Consider the following 16,158-nt stretch of genomic DNA (forward strand, 5'->3'; position numbering starts at 1 on the left):
TCACTCCGCCGCCGCCGGAGCGGGGTTCTTCGCGCCCCTCGCCGGTTCATCGGCGATCGGCAGGGTCTTGGGTTTGGCGACTTTCAGCCACCAGGCCAGCAGCACCTGGGCCGTCATCACCGAGGCGAACATCGAGGTGAAGACGCCGATGGTCAGGGTCCAGGCGAAGCCGCGCACCGGGCCGGCGCCGAAGGCGAACATGATGCCCGCCGCCACCAGGGTGGTCAGGTTGGCGTCGATGATCGTGCCCATGGCCTTGTTGAAGCCGGCGTCCATGCTGGCGATCACGCTGCGGCCCTGACGGGCCTCGTCGCGCATCCGCTCATAGATCAGCACGTTCGCGTCCACCGCCACGGCGAAGGTCAGGATCAGACCGGCGATGCCGGGCAGGGTCAGGGTCGCCTGGGTCAGGGACATGGCCGCGATGATCAGCAGGCCGTTCAGCATCAGGCCCAGAACCGAGATGCCGCCGAACAGCAGGCCATAGGACAGGATCATGAACACCACGATCAGGGCGAAACCCAGGGCCGTGGACACAGCGCCCGCCTTGACCGCGTCGGCGCCCAGTTCGGCGGTGACGACCCGGCGTTCCTCGACCTTCAGTGGCGCGGGCAGGGCGCCGCCGTTCAGCAGGTTCACCATTTCCGAGGCGGACTGGATGGTGAAGCCGCCGGTGATCTGGCCGCTGCCGCTGGGGATGGGTTCATTGATCGACGGGGCGGAGATGACCCGGCCGTCCAGGATGATGGCGAACCGCTTGCCCCGGTTCTGGGGGGCGGTGGCCTCGGCGAAGCGCCGGGCGCCGACGCCGTCGAAGCGGAAGTCGATGGCCGGCCGGCCGGACTGGTCGGACCCGACATTGGCGCGCGTCAGCTGCTCGCCCGACACCAGGATGCGCTTCTTGATCAGGATCGGGGTCACGCCGTCGGCGTCGACATACAGCTGGGCGTCCGGCGGCACGCGGCCTTGCAGCGCGTCGTTCAGGTTCTCGGAATCGACCATCTGGAAGGTCAGCTGGGCCGTCTGGCCGATGACCCGCTCCAGCTGGGCCGGATCGCTCTCGCCCGGCGCCTGCACCACGATGCGATCGGCGCCCTGGCGGGTGATGGACGGTTCGCGCGTGCCCAGGCTGTCGATCCGGCGGCGCACCACCTCGATCGACTGGTCCACGGCGGTGGCGCCCATATTGTCCAGCGCCTGCTGGCTGAAGGCGAAGCGCAGCTGGTTCTGGCCGACGCGGCTGACCACCCGCTCCTGGATGCCCTGCTGGTTCGGTGCGCCCGCCAGTTGACGCAGGGCCTCGAACGCCGCCGACTGCTGCGAGGCGTCGGACAGGGTCAGCAGGGCGCCCGTCGGCTCACGCTGGAGACTGTTCAGGTTGACGCGGCTCTCGCGCATCGTCACCCGCACGTCCTCAACCAGATTGTCGACCCGCTTCTCGCGCATGGCCGGCACGTCGACCTCCAGCAGCAGGTAGGACCCGCCCTGGAGGTCCAGCCCCAGGTTCAGGCCGTTCTTCGGAACCCAGCCGGGCAGGCTGGCCCGCGTCTCGGCCGGAAGCAGGTTCGGATAGGAGAACAGCAGTCCCAGCACCAGCGACAGGGCCAGGACGATGACTTTCCAGCGCGACAGCTGAATCATGATTGAGGGTCCGGTGCGGACGATCCCGTCGCCGGGATCAGCCCTTGGCGTCGTTGGCGGCGATGGCCGTGCGATTGCGGATGTCGGCGATCATCGTCTTGACCACGCGGACATTGACGCTGGGTGCGATCTCGATGTTGACCTCGGCCTCCTCGACGCGGGTCACCTTGCCGATCATGCCGGACGACAGCACCACCACGTCGCCGCGCTTCACCGCATTGATCTTGGCGGCATGCGCCTTCTGGGCCTTCTGCTGCGGACGGATCAGCAGGAAGTAGAACAGGACGATGATCAGGACGAACGGCGCGAACTGCATCAGCAGTCCCATGGTTCCGGCGTCAGCAGGCATATTCAATTCCCCGGCATGGGCGAGCCGCGTCGGGCGCCCGTCGAAAACAAGGCGCGGAAACTAGGGCTGAGGCGCCCGGATTGCAACGCGGCGAATGCGACGGCGGGAAACGACCGCGCTATCGCGGCAACACCGTCATCGGATCGATGGCCTGGGGATTGTCGCCCTGCATCTTGCGGATCTCGAAATGCACCGAGGGGCGACCGTCGCCAGCGCTTGTGCCGACCGTGCCGATAGGCTGTCCGGCCCGCACATCGTCGCCGTCGTCCACACTCGCCGAGCCGAGGTGGGCGTAGACTGTGCGATAGCCGTCCCTATGGATCACCATGACCGTCAGGCCATGGCCCGGAATAGAATCCCCGACATAGGCCACCCGGCCGGTCGCCGAGGCGGCCACCGTCGCTCCCGCCGCGCCCGCGATGTTGATGCCGTTGTTGCGCTCGCCCAGGGCCACCGGTCCGAACCGGCGCACGACCTCGCCCCGCAACGGCCATTGGAACGCCAGGGCTCCTGTAGCGGGCGCCGGAGCCGCCGGCTGCGCCGGGGTCGGCTGCACCGGAGTGGGCGCGGGCCGTGTCACAGGCGCCGCAGGCAGGGGCGGGACGACCGGCGCCGGTCGCACGGGGGCCGCGCTGGCCGGCAGGGCCGTCGGCGCCGGACCGGTGGCGTAGGGGTCGCTGCCGATGTCGACGGCGCCGGCGGGTAGGATCACCCTCTGACCGGCGCGCACCCCCCCGTCCGGGGTCAGGCCGTTCAGCTCGATCAGGGTCCGCACCGGCGTGCGGAACCGCCGCGCCACGCCGGACAGGGTGTCGCCCTGCTGCACCACATAGGCCAGGGCACCGGCGGCCGGGGAGGGGACCAGGGCGGGCCCCGAGGTGTCCTGCGTTTCGGACGGTCTCGGCGCCCCCGCCCCCGACCCGGCGGACGGCAGGGCGCCGCCCTCGATGGAATCGATCGGCGCGGTGCGCGGCGGCGGGGCCTCCTCGATCGGGGCGGGCGTTCCGGGCGCCGCACCCGGCGCGGGCGGATAGGCGGGCTGAGGGCCGACCCAGGCGCCGGGATCGGCCCGCGTCGAATATCGAGGCTCGCTGGGATAGGAGGCGCAGGCCGCCAGCCCGAACATCGCCGCCGTCGCCGCCAGGGCGCCGATCGCCTTGCCGCCGATCACCCGACCGCCGATCACCTTGCCCATAGGTCTTGTCTCCGTCCCCGAGTCGCCCCCCACGCGAACCGTGTGCCCCTTCGCGCCGGCCAAGCCAAGCGCCGAATGGTCACGAATGCTTGCCTGTAGCGACGGCTGGGGGGTTGCACCGCATGTCCGCAGCGACCACGCGATTGAGCGGCTCGGCCACTTCATCCGCCGTCGCGCGGGACAGCATTCGCTCACCGGAACCGGTCAGGCGCAGGTCGCTCCAAGGCACGCCATACTGGACGAGGAGGCGGCCGACGCCCTCGGCGCGACGTTCGCTCAGGCGTTGATTGGCTGCGGTCGAACCCGAGGTGTCGGCGCCGCCCCGAAGCGTGACCCAGCAGCCCGGACGCCACTGCGCCGCGAGCAGCTGGAGTGTAAACCGCCAATCCTTCGGGACTTCTGCGTCGCCCGGCGGGAAGAAAACCCGGGGCATCGTGGAGTGATCGATGCGAGCGTAGTGCGGAGCGCCGTCTTGAGATGGAAGCGTGTCCACGACCACGGTGACGCGGCGGTTGAGGGGTTCGTCCGCCCTTGGGCCGGCGGCGCGCGCCAGTTGAAATGAGCCGCGGCGGCGGATGCTGATGAGCGAGGGCGACACGCCTTGCCGCACCAATTCCAACATCATCGCGCGGCCGCGCTCCAGGTCTTCGCGGAAGCCGGGGCGGGAGGTCTCCAGGGTGTCCGCGTGGGCGTCGATGATGACCCGGCGACAGCGGTTCAGGCGGCAGTAGTCAGCCGCTTCCCTTGCCGCCCTGAACCCTTGCGTGGAAAGGTCCGAATGTCTCGCCTCGAAATAGCCGGTCCACTGATGCGCGCGCGCCGCGCCGGCCGTCACGGTCGCTAGGGCGATCGGCAGGATCAATAGCTTGCGCACGGCGCGACTATGCGGCGAGGAATTGCGCCCGTCACCCCTCCTTGGCCGTCCCCTCGACCAGGGGCACGAACCGCACCTCGCACAGGCTTTCGCGGCGGAAACTGCCGTCCGGCTGACCGACATAGCGATGCAGCATCTGCACCGAGGTCCGCCCCACCGGCGCCACCAGCACCCCGCCCGGCTTCAGCTGTTTCAGCAGTTCGGTCGGCTCGCCCGGCGACGCCGCCGTGACCATGATCCGGTCGAACGGCGCCTGCTCCGGCCAGCCCAGACCCCCGTCGGAATGGCGGGTGATGACATTGTCGATGTCCAGCTGCCGCAACTTCTCCTCGGCCTCGGCCAGCAGGCTGCGATACCGCTCGACCGAATAGACATAGCGCGCCAGCCGGCTCAGCACCGCGCACTGGTATCCGCTGCCGGTGCCGATCTCCAGCACCCGGTGGCGCGGCTGCACGTACAGGGCCTGGGTCATCAGGCCGACGATGAACGGCTGGCTGATGGTCTGGGCGCAGTCGATCGGCAGGGCCTGATCCTCCCACGCCTGATCCAGGAACTTCTCGTGCACGAAGACCGCGCGGTCGATCGATTCCATCGCCCCCAGCACGCGGGCGTCCGTCACCCCCTGCTGACGCAGCGACAGGATCAACCGCCCGGCCCGGTCGTCGCGCAGGTTCATCCGAACATTCCTCCCCCGTTGGGGGAGGTGGCGCGGCGCGCCTTCGCGCCGAGACGGAGGGGGCTCGCGGCAGACCCGGCGTCCGCTGTCGGCCCCCTCCACCGCTGCGCGCTGCCCCTCCCCCGGCGGGGGAGGAATGAAAGCCTCGACGTCACCCCGCCACCGCCTTCGGCGGCGCCCCGCCCAGCACCTTCTTCAGCTCATGGACGCTGCTCATGTGCGTCAGGTCGATATGCAGCGGCGTGACCGAGATCCGGCCCTCGTCCATGGCCCGCAGGTCCGTGCCCGGCGCATGGTCCTGCTTCTCGCCCCGGAACGCCATCCAGTAATAGTCGCGGCCCCGCATGTCGGTGCGCCGCACCGCATGCATCTCGCCCACCTTGCGGAAGCCCTGGGTGGTGACCTCGACCTCGGTCACCTCCTCGGGCGGGCGGGCGGGGAAGTTCAGGTTCATGATCACGCCCGGCTCCCAGGTCTGGGCCAGCAGGCGGCTGATGATCGGCGGCGCATAGGTCTCGGCCGTCTCCCAGTGGGCCGTCACCTCGTCGTGGAACCGCTCCAGGCTCTGGCTCAGGGCGATCGACCGCACCCCGAACGCCATGCCCTGCAAGGCGCCGCCGACCGTCCCGGAATAGGAGCAGTCCTCCCCGACATTGTGGCCCCGGTTCACCCCCGACAACACCAGGTCCGGCTTGCCCGGCAACAGGCCGTTGAACGCCAGCACCACGCAGTCGGTCGGCGTCCCGGTCACGGCGAACTTCCGCTCGCCCAGCCGGTTCACCCGCAGCGGCTCGGTCAAGGTGATTCCCCGTCCCTTGCCCGACTGCTCCTCCTGCGGCGCCACGGTCCACACGTCGTCCGACAGCGCCCGCGCGATCCGCTCCAGCGCGGCCAGCCCCTCGGCGTCGACGCCGTCGTCATTCGTCAGGAGGATTCGCATGGCGCACCTTGTCCCCCAGCCGACGACGAGGCTCAAGCGGCGTAAATGAATTCCGTCACCCTCGGGCCTGTCCCGAGGGCCCATGGCCGCAGCGCGCCGGGCCGCCAGACGTCGATCGACGCCTGTCACTGGCCGTCGTCACCGGGACGGATCGGGATGGGCCCTCGGGACAGGCCCGAGGGTGACGGACCTTCAGGTCAGCGTCTTTCCGAAGATCACCCGATCCGACGCACCGACGTCGCCAGGATCACGTAGTCGGAGCGGCACTGGTTGGAGATCACGCTGCCCTCATGGCTGATCACCTGACGCTCCCCGCGCGAGGCCCAGGGCACGGCCCGGCCGGTGATCTGCACCTGCGCCCCCTGCAGGTCGCCCGCCGTGTCCTGCAGATTGCGCGGCAGGGCGCCGGACACGCACGGCCGCATCAGCCGGTTGCGCAGCTCGCGCTGCTCCGAGGCCAGCTGGAACTCGCCCTGCGACACCCGCACCCATCCGGTGAAGGTCGTCGCCGAGGCGTCGAACCCCGGCGTCGCCTGGGTTTCCGGAATGGTGCCGCATCCGGCCAGCAGGGCGGCGGAAACAGCGAGGGTCGAAATCAACTTCATCGGTCTACTCCTTTTTCCTTCTCCCCTCGGGGGAGAAGGTGGCTCGCGCAGCGAGACGGATGAGGGGGCTGTCGGACCGGATATCGATATGAGCGGGAGGTTCGGACATCCCCCTCATCCGGCCCGACGTGCCACCTTCTCCCCCGGAGGGGAGAAGGACGGTCAACCCACGCTCTCGATCCCGCCCATATAGGGCTTCAACGCTTCGGGAACGGCAATCGTGCCGTCCTCGCGCTGATAGTTCTCCATGATCGCGACAACCGTGCGACCGACGGCCAGGCCCGAGCCGTTCAATGTGTGGACGAACTCGGTCTTCTTCTCCCCCGCCCGCTTGAACCGCGCATCCATGCGCCGGGCCTGGAAGTCGCCGCAGTTGGAGCAGGAGCTGATCTCGCGATAGGTGTTCTGGCTCGGCAGCCAGACCTCCAGGTCATAGGTCCGCGTCGCCGAAAAGCCCATGTCGCCCTTGCACAGCAGCACCTTGCGATAGGGCAGCTCCAGCGCCTTCAGCACCGCCTCGGCGCATTCGGTCATCCGCTCGTGCTCGGCGGCCGAATCCTCCGGCCGGGTGATGGAGACCATCTCGACCTTGTGGAACTGGTGCTGGCGGATCAGGCCGCGCGTATCCCGCCCCGCCGACCCCGCCTCGGCCCGGAAACAGGGCGTCAGGGCGGTCAGACGCATCGGCGTGGCCAGCTCATCCTCCGGCAGGATCTGCTCGCGCACGAGGTTGGTCAGCGAGACCTCGGCGGTGGGGATGAGCCAGCGGCGATCCGAATTGTGGACCAACTCGAACCGCTCTGAGTCACGGCCATAGTAAGCCCGAGCGTGCTCGATGCCTTCGCGGTCCGCTAGATCGAGAACTGCGCCGGCGATGATCTGGAAATCCTTGTCGATGTCGGATTTCATCAAATCGCCGCGCTGCGCTTCAAAGAGGTCTTCAAAGAACTTCGGCAACTGCCCAGTGCCGAACATCGCCTCGTCCTTGACGAGATAAGGCGGGTTCACCTCCAGATAGCCGTGCTGGTCTGTCTGCATGTCCAGCATGAACTGGCCGACGGCGCGTTCCAGTCGGGCCAGATGGCCCTTCAGCACCGCGAACCGGGCGCCCGACATCTTCGCCGCCGCCTCGAAGTCCAGCAGGTCCAGGGCCTCGCCCAGATCGGCGTGGTCCTTGGACGGGCCGGCGTTGTCCGGCTTCGGCGCCCCGGCCCGGTCGGAGGCCCAGCGGTATTGCTCGACGTTCTGGGTCTCGTCCTCGCCCTCCGGCACGTCTGCGGCGGCCAGGTTCTTCTGCGCCGCCAGCAGGTCGCGCAGGGCGGCGCCCTTGTCGCGCTCGACCGCCTCGAACCCGGCGATGTCGCCCTTCAGCGTCTCGACCTCGGCCTTCAGCCGGTCGGCCTCGGCCATGTCCTTCTTCGCCATGGCCGCGCCGATCAGCTTGGACGCGGCGTTGCGCTTGGCCAACGCCTCCTGCCCCGCCGTCTGCGCCGCACGCAGTTCGCCGTCCAGCGTCAGCAGCTGATCGACCAGTTCTTGCGCCCCCTCGACCCCGCGCGACGACCACCCGGCCACATAGGCGGCGGGGTTCTCGCGAATGGCTTTGATGTCGTGCATGGGACCGGTCTTGAGCAGGCGTTCAGAAAGGCCGGAGCCTTAACCTCCCCACGCCCACTGGGCAATGTGAGGGTGACGCAAGTGCCGCCACAGGTCCTTCTCCCGCTTGGGAGAAGGTGGCCCGCAGGGCCGGATGAGGGGACTGTCTGGCCGTCGGCGAAGCCGTCGCACCGCCCGTGACACGGCTCACGCCGACTCCACCGTCCGTCCCCTCACCCTTGAGCGCCAGGACGACGGCTGCGCCGCCGTGCGCTCAATCCCTCTCCCAACCGGGAGAGGGAGAGGTCTGGCAGAGGGCGGTCATCCGTCACACTTCAACACCCGGATTCGCTGTAATCCCTCACCTTTCCCCGAAACTTGCAGCCCGCTTCCGGGCGCAGGTGGAACCTCGTCCATAATACCCCTGCTTCACCGCACGGGAGGGCCGTCGGCCGGCGACCTGCGGGCGGTGGAGGCGAGACAGCGGGGGCGGGGTCTGTTCACACGGGCTCCGCCGCCTCGACCGCGGAGGGGAACCTTTTCGGAGCCGAGGTTGGGTCGGAGTTGAAATCCCGACCGTTCCGGGGATCGGCCGCGCCGGCCGACCCGCCCGCCGGGGGGCTATTCGACGCCGGCGCCAATCAGCGCCCCCCGTCGCTCCTCCCGTCCAGGCCTCGCGCGGAGCGAGCTCAGGCGAAATCGGGCGGGGCCTCGGCCCCGTCTCAGATTTCGCCCGACATCGGACCTTCGTCGAACGCGGTAATACCCAAATCCACAGACCGGGCGAGGCCCGGCGCTCCGCCCCTCCCGCACCCTTCAGGCCCCCGCCGTGAAGCCGACGACGCATGCCCAAATTCCGTCACCCTCGGGCTTGTCCCGAGGGCCCATTCCGGCCGTCGCACGCGCTGATGACCGGTGCCGCAGGCTGTCGCCCGTCCGAACGCGCAGAGGCGTGGGCCCTCGGCACAGGGCCGAGGGTGACGGGAAAGCGGGCGCTCCGGGAGGTGGCGGGAGAAGGCACCCCTATCGACGCATCAGTTCGTCCGCCAGGGCGGCCGTCAGATAGCCGTCGGCCAGCCGGCCGTTGGCGGCCTGCCAGTGGCGCAGGGCGGCGCGGGTGTTGGCGCCGATCACGCCATCGACGCCGCCGGTGTCATAGCCCATCCGGTTCAGGGCGGCCTGGGCGCCGATCCGCTGGTCGCGCGACAGCGGGGCGTCGTTGGGCCAGGTCGCGACCAGTCCGGGCCGTCCCTCCACCCCGTCGGCGATCAGGCCGATGGCCAGGGCGTAGCTGACCGAGTTGTTGTAGCGGCGGATGACATAGTGGTTGGGCAGGGCCAGGAAGGCGGGGCCGCGCGCGCCCTGGGGCAGCAGGATGACGCCGTCCTCGGCCGCCTCGGCCTGAGTCGGCGCGCCGCCGCCCGCCAGGGTCACGCCGCGTCGCGCCCAGAACGACCAGGGATGGCGCGGGCCCTCGGCCTCGGCGTAGTCGAAGCCCTGCGGCAGGCGGACCTCATATCCCCAGCGCTGGCCGCGCTTCCAGCCGGCCTGGGCCAGCAGATTGGCGGCCGAGGCCAGGGCGTCGGCGTCCGAACCCCAGATGTCGACCCGGCCGTCGCCGTCCTGATCGATCCCGAGACGCAGATAGTTGTCCGGCATGAACTGGGTCTGGCCCATGGCCCCGGCCCAGCTGCCGACCAGTCCGGCGCGGTCGCGGCGGCCGTCGATGACGATGTCCAGGGCGTGCTTCAACTGGCCCTCGGCCCAGTCGCGACGGCGTCCGTCATAGGCCAGGGTCGCCAGGGACCGGATCACGTCCTTGGTTCCCTGGATGCGCCCGAAGCTGGATTCCTGGGCCCAGATGCCCACCAGGATCTCGGTCGGCACGCCGAACCTCTGGGTCACGGACCAGGGCACGGCGTCGGTGCGGCGGCGTCCCTCGGCGATGCGGGCGGCGGAGGTGGCGGATTTCACATAGTCGCCGGCCGGGCGGCTGAACTCCGGCTGGGACCCGTCCAGACGCACCACGTCGGGATCCGGCGTCAGGCCGGACAGAAGCTGGTCGTAATAGGCGCGCCGGGAGCCGCCGTGCCGCGCCAGGAAGCCCTGTTTCCAGCCCTCGAAGCCGGGCTGGTCGGGCAGGGCGGCGGCGGGCGGGGGCGCCGGTTGCGGGCGCGGCTGCGGGATCGGGACCGGCGCGGGCGGCGCGGCGGGCTGGGGCGCCGGCGTCACCGGCATCGGCGGCTCGGGCAGCATGGGGGCGCAGGCCGAGACGAGGACGAACAGCAGCAGGCGATGATCGAAACGCATGGAATGGGTTTAGGGGGCTGGAGCGGGAAGGGGCAATCACAAGACCGGGAAGGCGTCGCCATCCTGCTGCAGGAGGGTCAACGTCGCGCTAACCGATTTCGTTCGCAGCCGGGTAAGGCGCGCCCGCTAACACCGCGGGGCTCTCTGAGACGGCCTGGTGGCGGAGGGGCGACGCGTCGGACCCGCAAGTCCGAAGACCCTCCGTTCAACTCGGAGGCCAGGCCTCCATCATTTCATTCTGGGCCGCTGCGCGACGCGCTATGTTCGCGACGCGGTCGCTCACGACTTGAGCGTGATCCTTTTCTTCGGTCGCTGCGCGACGCGCTATGCTCAGCGCGCGGCGCTTCGCGGCTTGAGCGCGGGCGGGCGTCCCTTCGGGGCGGGTCTGGCCTTCGTTCTCAGGTTGACGATCGCCCGCCGACTCTCTATAGGCACCGCTCCGCCGCAGGCTCGACCCGCGGCTCTTTTATTTTGATTTGCCTCAGGACGCCCGACCATGAAGGTCCGTAGCTCGCTCAAGTCGCTCAAGACCCGTCACCGCGACTGCAAGGTCGTGCGCCGCAAGGGCGTGGTCTTCGTGATCAACAAGACCGACCCGCGCTTCAAGGCCAAGCAGGGCTGATTGCGCTTCCCGCCGCGACCGGCCCCGCCGGTCGCGCTGGACGATCCACAGGCTACGGGCTTCGTCCGTGGCCTTTTTCGTGTTCGGGATTGAGACGCGGCCGCGCGTATGGTTAGCGTCCGCCCCCTGATTGAAGTTGGATGCGCTGTGGCAGCGAGGCTCCGCGAGCCGAGCGATAGCGCATTCCGAAGGAACTAGAATTATGCCCGATGACGCCGCCTTCGATGCCTCGCCCGACGTTCTGAACGCCACGGCCCAGGGCCGCCTGCGCACCATCATCGAGCGCCTGGAACGCCTCGAGGAGGACAAGCAGGCCGTCATGGCCGACATGAAGGAGGTCTTCGCCGAGGCCAAGGGCGAGGGCTATGACGTCAAGACCCTGCGCAAGGTCATCCGCATCCGCAAGCAGGACAAGGCCAAGCGTCAGGAGGAAGAGGCGATCCTCGACCTCTACCTGTCGGCCCTCGGCGAGGTCTGATCCTGAAGCGAAAGGCCCCAATGGGCGGCGGCGGGGGGATCAAACGGTCCCCGCCGAGCCCGTTCGAGGCCGAGCGCAAGGCCAGCCAGCGCGCCGCCCTGAACGCCCTGAAACGCGCCCGCCGCTCGGCCGAGCAGGCGGGCGTTTCCTTGTCCGAGTGGGAAGGCGAATTTCTCGATTCGGTCAGCGAGCGCGTGAAGACCCACGGCCGGGCGTTCGGCGACCCGGAGCTGGGCGCGCCGGGCCAGGCCCTGTCGGCCATGCAGGGTCGCAAGCTGAAGGAGATCGCCAGGAAGGCGAAGGGAGAAACCCCGAAAGGCCGTTGGGGCCGGAAGCCGCCCGAAGACTGACCGCCGGCCCCGACCGATCAGAACAGGATCTTGCGCAGGCTGATGCGGACGACCCGACCCTGGGGGTCCAGGAAGTCCGGCTGATAGTTCAGCGGCAGATCGCCCGAACTGCGCACGTCGACGCGGCTGTCGAACAGGTTCTCGACGCCGAGATTGACACGGGCGCCTTTCAGGATCGGGAATTTCTCGACCCAGGAGGTGCGGGCGTTGAGGTCCATGAAGACGTTCAGATTGACGGTCGTCTGGTCACCGAAACTGATGTCCTGAGCCGAGGTGGCCCCGTTGATCCGGGTGCCTTCGCGCCAGTTGGCGTTCATGAAGCCGCCGAAGCCGTTGCGGAACACGCCTGCCTGCAGCTGAATCTCCTGTCGGGACACGCCGCGCGCGCTGGTCGATCCGCCGTTAAGCTGATCGATGATCGGCAGGCCGTCGCGAATGACGATCTCATCCTGGAACCGATAGGTGTGATAGACCGAGACGTTGAAGCGCCCCTGGCCCGGCTGCATCTGCGGCCCGCGACCCCGGCCGCCCCCGCCACGGAACTGGCCGCCGCCGCCCGGAGGCGGCCCGCCCATGATCATGACAGGGCCGCCGCCGCCAGGACCGCGTCCGGCCGCCGCCTGGGCGTTCGGCTTGCCCCACGGCATTGAGAAGTTGAAGCCGGTGCGCAGGTCCTGGCGTTCCGACCGCTCGTAGTTCAGCGGGCGGGCGTCGATCGAGACCAGATTGCCGGCCGCGTCACGGGTGAACCGCTCCGGCAGGGCGGCCTCGAGATCGGGGGTGATCGTCGGGAAGGAGACGATGTCGTCCTCGGTCCGGCTCCAGGTGTAGTTGGAGCTGATCGACAGGTCCTGGCTGCTGAGCGGACGCAGGTTGAACCCAACCTTCAGGACCTCGCGGTTGTCGGATTCGAGGTTGCGGTTGCCCCCGCTGATCTGGGTGATGTTGACGGTGTCGCCGGTCACGAAGTCGTAGACCGCCACGTTCGGCGTGGTGACGACCGGATTGTTCAACTGCGCCACCGTTGGGGCGCCCTGCTCGTTGGTGTAGCTGGCGTTCAGGCCCAGCATCTCGATGGGGGACCAGTTCACGCCCGCGCCGAAGGTGGTCAGCCCACCGAAGTCGGACAGTTCCTCGTAGCCGGCGTTGACGTTGACCGACAGGTCGCCCAGGGCCGTCAGGACCTCACGGCTGCGGTTGGCGATGGGCAGGCTGAAATTGCCGGTGACATAGCCGCGATCGCGAGAAAGGTCGCCGGAGTTGAACACGCCGGAACGGACGCTTTCCGATTCCAGCGAACGCGTGTCGAAGCCCGCCTTGAGGGTGGTCTGGATCCCGCCGGCCGGGAGCGTCACGGGACGACCGCTCAGGATCACCTCGGCCGTGCCGCCGCTGGACACCGACTTGGACGTGTCCTGCAAGGCGGTCAGGCGGTTCAGAGGAATGTCGCCGAACGGATTGGCGCCGGCGTTGATGTCCGCCTGCCAGGCGGAGGCGTTGAAGCCGCGACCGGTCGTCGAGTCACTCTCCGCGCGGTCGTAGGACCCGTTGAACGTCCAGCGCCAGTCACCCAGGAAGCCGTTGAGCATCAGGCCCAGATTGGCGGTCAGGCTGTCGCTGTCGCGCGTCATGACATCCGGTGCGTCGACGTAGCGATACAGCAGGGCGTCATTCGTCAGGGGCGAAAAGGGATTCGAACCCGGCACCGTCAGGGTCAGTCCGGGAAGGCCGAGCAGGCTCTGGCTCGAACTGTCCTCAAGGCTGAGGCTCAGGGTGCCCTGGGTGCTCGAATTGAGGTCGCGGGCGACCGAGGCGCGCATCTGCGAACTCTCGGTGCGAGGCAGCAGGGTGCGGTAATCGCCGAGGTTTCCGGTCCGGGTTTGGCCCGCGCCGGCCGCGAGGTCAGCCAGGGTCGGGGAGGTGACGCCGACGGGAAGGGCCGCCGCCGTCACCGGCGAACCGACAAGCGCCGACAGCGCCGGATCGATCTCGGCGCCGTTGGGAACACCGCGCAGGTTGCCGGTCAGGTCGAACGGCTGGCTACCCGGGTCGCGCACGATATCGCGGTCGGATTCGAACAAGGCGTCTGCGCGCTCGTATTCCAGATCCAGGTTCCACCGGTCGGCGCCCTGGATGCGGAAGAAGTTGCCGTCGATCTCGCTGGTCAGACGCCCGCCCTGGGCCGGGCCGCGGGTCTGGATCGCCACCGATCCCTGGCGGAAAGTGTCGCGCAGGACGATGTTCACCACCCGCTGGTCGGCGCTGTAGCCGTAGGTCAGGGCGACTTCTTCGGGGAGGATTTCGGTGCGTTCGATGGCCTCGAACGGGATGCCGCGAATTTCCTGGAAGCCCGTGGTGCGGCGGCCGTTGAGCAGCACCACCGGGCCGGCGTCGGAGCGGCCGCGGCTCGAGCGGGTCAGGGGTTCGATGGCGGTCAGCAGTTCGGCGATGTTGGATGCGCCATAGGCCTTGAGCTGTTCGGTATCGAGAACGATGTCAGGCGGGATGTCCCCCTGAACGCTGCCGCGCGGCTTGGCGGCCGTGACGGTCAGGGTGCCCAGATCATAGGCGTCGGCGGAAGCGACCCCGGTGGGAACGTCCTGATCAGGGTCGGGCTGGGTCTGGGGCGTCGGCGTCGCCGGAGTGGTCTGTTGGGCGACCGGCGGCTGCGCCGCACCGGGCAGGACAGCGGGATCGACCGTCGACGCATTGCCTGAGGCGAGCGCATAAAGAATAACGGCGGCAATAGTCATACTGGGGTCGTCCTGGACGTCTGAAACACAAGAGTTGGACAGACGGAACGCTGCGCCGGGTGCTCGGCGCGCCCTGATTCCGTACGTCGGGGGCTATAACGCGTGAAGACGCGGCCTCCGTCGGGCGTTCAGGTTACAGTTCGGACATGTTGCCGTCAGTGCGGCGAGATGTTGCCGGAAAACGACACTTTCAGCCGACCGCCTGGGCGTCAGGCGGAAGGATCGCGTCCAGGCCCTGCTCGCGGACCTTGCGATACAGGGTCGATCGACCGATCCCGAGGCGACGGGCGATCTCGGACATGTGTCCGGCGTAGACGTCGATGGCGTGCTGGATCAGGTCGCGCTCGATGTCTTCCAGCGTTCGCAGATGGCCCAGGTCGTCGAGGATGCGAACGGGGCTGTCGATCGCGGGCACAGCCGATGAGATCTCCGCTTGAGCGGTGGCCGGCGCGTCGCTGGGCAGAGGCGCGGCGATCCCCGAGATGGCCGGGAAGTCATGCGGCTGAAGCCACGGCGCGTCGGCCAGGACCAGGGCGCGATAGACGGCGTTTTCCAACTGGCGCACGTTCCCGGGCCAGTCATGGGTGGTCAGCAGGGCAAGTGTCTCGGGCGAGGCGCCCATGACGCGTCGCCCTTCCTCGGCGTTGAAGCGCGTGATGAAGTGATCGACCAGGGCGGGGATGTCCTCGCGCCGATCACGCAGGGACGGTGCCTCGATCGGAAAGACGTTCAGGCGATAGAACAGGTCTTCGCGGAAGGCGCCTTCCCTGACCTGCTGGGCAGGATCGCGATTGGTCGCCGAGACGATACGGACGTCGACCTTCACCGGGCGTTTGGCGCCCACCGGATCAATCTCGCTTTCTTGAAGGGCGCGCAGCAGCTTGACCTGCATGTCCAGCGGCAACTCGCCGATCTCGTCTAGGAACAGGGTGCCGCCTTCGGCTTCGCGGAACTTGCCCAAGGTCTTCTCGACGGCGCCGGTGAAGGCCCCCTTTTCGTGGCCGAACAGGATCGACTCGACCAGATTGGCAGGCAGGGCGCCGCAGTTGACCGCGACGAAGGGCTTTCCGGCCCGGTCGCTGGCGCCGTGCAGGGCGCGCGCGATCACTTCCTTGCCGACGCCGCTTTCGCCGGTGATCAGGACGGGAATGTTCGACTTGGCTGCGCGGGCGCCGAAGCTCTTGACCGTCCGCATGGCCGGGCTGTCGCCGATCAGGTCGTCAAAGGTGGTGCGGCCGGCGACGTGCTTTTTCAGCCTGCCCACCTCGGCCGTCAGGCGGGTGACCTGAAGGGCGTTCTCCACGCCGACCAGCAGGCGTTCCGGCCCGACGGGCTTGATGAAGAAGTCCTGGGCCCCGGCCTGCATCGCCTTGACCACGGTTTCGATGCCGCCATTGGCGGTCAGGACGATGACCGGCGTCGTGTCGCCGCCCGCGCGCAGTTCGGCCAGGGTCTCCATACCCGTCAGGCCCGGCATGACCATGTCCAGCAGGATCAGATCGGCGCCGCCGCCGCCCTGCATCCGCTTGAGCGCCTCGTCGCCGGATTCGGCGTGAACCACGGCGAAGCCTTCACGCTCCAGCACCGCCTGAACCAGGCGACGCTGGGTCGGATCGTCATCGACCACCAGAATGGTCTTTGCCATGGGAAGGCCCCTTCGTTTCGTCCTGACACAGCATCCGCACGCAAGCGGGACTGGCTCGTTTCGGGACGGTTCTACGATCGCGACGGTGAAGATCGGGTTGGGCGGCGTGGTATGCGGCGAGTTA

Annotated in this window: 14 protein-coding genes; 3 read left to right on the forward strand and 11 right to left on the reverse strand. The window is 68.6% G+C overall.

Annotated features, from left to right (window positions below):
* From secD to ACO2Q1_RS01395, 9 genes are all read right to left on the reverse strand, one after another.
* Entirely contained in the window at nt 1-1,641 is a 1,641-nt protein-coding gene (gene secD / locus ACO2Q1_RS01355) for a protein translocase subunit SecD (RefSeq protein ID WP_423327745.1), read from the reverse strand.
* 37 nt (nt 1,642-1,678) lie between these two features.
* Nucleotides 1,679-1,990, reverse strand: coding sequence for a preprotein translocase subunit YajC (yajC, locus tag ACO2Q1_RS01360; protein WP_423327746.1), 312 nt, complete (start codon nt 1,988-1,990; stop codon nt 1,679-1,681).
* A gap of 118 nt (nt 1,991-2,108) precedes the next feature.
* Nucleotides 2,109-3,185 carry a peptidoglycan DD-metalloendopeptidase family protein gene (locus ACO2Q1_RS01365; RefSeq protein WP_423327747.1) on the reverse strand — a complete coding sequence of 359 codons (1,077 nt, stop codon included), beginning with the start codon at nt 3,183-3,185 and terminating at the stop codon, nt 2,109-2,111.
* A gap of 79 nt (nt 3,186-3,264) precedes the next feature.
* On the reverse strand, nt 3,265-4,047 hold the full coding sequence (locus ACO2Q1_RS01370) for an OmpA family protein (RefSeq protein WP_423327748.1): 783 nt from the start codon (nt 4,045-4,047) through the stop codon (nt 3,265-3,267).
* A gap of 43 nt (nt 4,048-4,090) precedes the next feature.
* The gene (locus ACO2Q1_RS01375) at nt 4,091-4,735 is read right to left on the reverse strand and encodes a protein-L-isoaspartate(D-aspartate) O-methyltransferase (protein WP_423327749.1); all 645 of its coding nucleotides are present in this window, start codon (nt 4,733-4,735) and stop codon (nt 4,091-4,093) included.
* Between the two features lie 151 nt (nt 4,736-4,886).
* Nucleotides 4,887-5,675, reverse strand: a complete 789-nt coding sequence (gene surE / locus ACO2Q1_RS01380; RefSeq protein WP_423327750.1) for a 5'/3'-nucleotidase SurE — start codon at nt 5,673-5,675, stop codon at nt 4,887-4,889.
* Nucleotides 5,676-5,890: 215 nt separating this feature from the next.
* Nucleotides 5,891-6,280: a hypothetical protein gene (locus tag ACO2Q1_RS01385; protein ID WP_423327751.1), complete on the reverse strand. Its 390-nt coding sequence runs from the start codon at nt 6,278-6,280 to the stop codon at nt 5,891-5,893.
* 162 nt (nt 6,281-6,442) lie between these two features.
* The gene (gene serS, locus ACO2Q1_RS01390; RefSeq protein WP_423327752.1) at nt 6,443-7,897 is read right to left on the reverse strand and encodes a serine--tRNA ligase; all 1,455 of its coding nucleotides are present in this window, start codon (nt 7,895-7,897) and stop codon (nt 6,443-6,445) included.
* Nucleotides 7,898-8,899: 1,002 nt separating this feature from the next.
* Nucleotides 8,900-10,186, reverse strand: coding sequence for a lytic murein transglycosylase (locus ACO2Q1_RS01395; protein WP_423327753.1), 1,287 nt, complete (start codon nt 10,184-10,186; stop codon nt 8,900-8,902).
* A 496-nt stretch (nt 10,187-10,682) separates the two neighbouring features.
* On the opposite strand from ACO2Q1_RS01395, the gene ykgO reads away from it, so the two are divergent.
* From ykgO to ACO2Q1_RS01410, 3 genes are all read left to right on the forward strand, one after another.
* Nucleotides 10,683-10,808 (forward strand): type B 50S ribosomal protein L36, encoded by a 126-nt coding sequence (ykgO, locus tag ACO2Q1_RS01400; protein ID WP_008263184.1) that lies wholly within the window; start codon nt 10,683-10,685, stop codon nt 10,806-10,808.
* A 202-nt stretch (nt 10,809-11,010) separates the two neighbouring features.
* Nucleotides 11,011-11,286: a DUF2312 domain-containing protein gene (locus tag ACO2Q1_RS01405; protein WP_423327754.1), complete on the forward strand. Its 276-nt coding sequence runs from the start codon at nt 11,011-11,013 to the stop codon at nt 11,284-11,286.
* A gap of 20 nt (nt 11,287-11,306) precedes the next feature.
* Nucleotides 11,307-11,636 (forward strand): hypothetical protein, encoded by a 330-nt coding sequence (locus ACO2Q1_RS01410; protein WP_423327755.1) that lies wholly within the window; start codon nt 11,307-11,309, stop codon nt 11,634-11,636.
* Between the two features lie 17 nt (nt 11,637-11,653).
* Here ACO2Q1_RS01410 and ACO2Q1_RS01415 read toward each other — a convergent pair whose 3' ends face one another.
* Nucleotides 11,654-14,389 carry a TonB-dependent receptor gene (locus tag ACO2Q1_RS01415; RefSeq protein ID WP_423327756.1) on the reverse strand — a complete coding sequence of 912 codons (2,736 nt, stop codon included), beginning with the start codon at nt 14,387-14,389 and terminating at the stop codon, nt 11,654-11,656.
* A 190-nt stretch (nt 14,390-14,579) separates the two neighbouring features.
* A complete protein-coding gene (locus ACO2Q1_RS01420; RefSeq protein ID WP_423327757.1) occupies nt 14,580-16,034 on the reverse strand; it encodes a sigma-54-dependent transcriptional regulator in 1,455 nt (484 codons plus the stop codon).
* Between the last annotated feature and the right edge of the window lie 124 nt (nt 16,035-16,158).

This window comes from Brevundimonas sp. VNH65, assembly GCF_049445955.1.
Lineage (GTDB): Bacteria > Pseudomonadota > Alphaproteobacteria > Caulobacterales > Caulobacteraceae > Brevundimonas.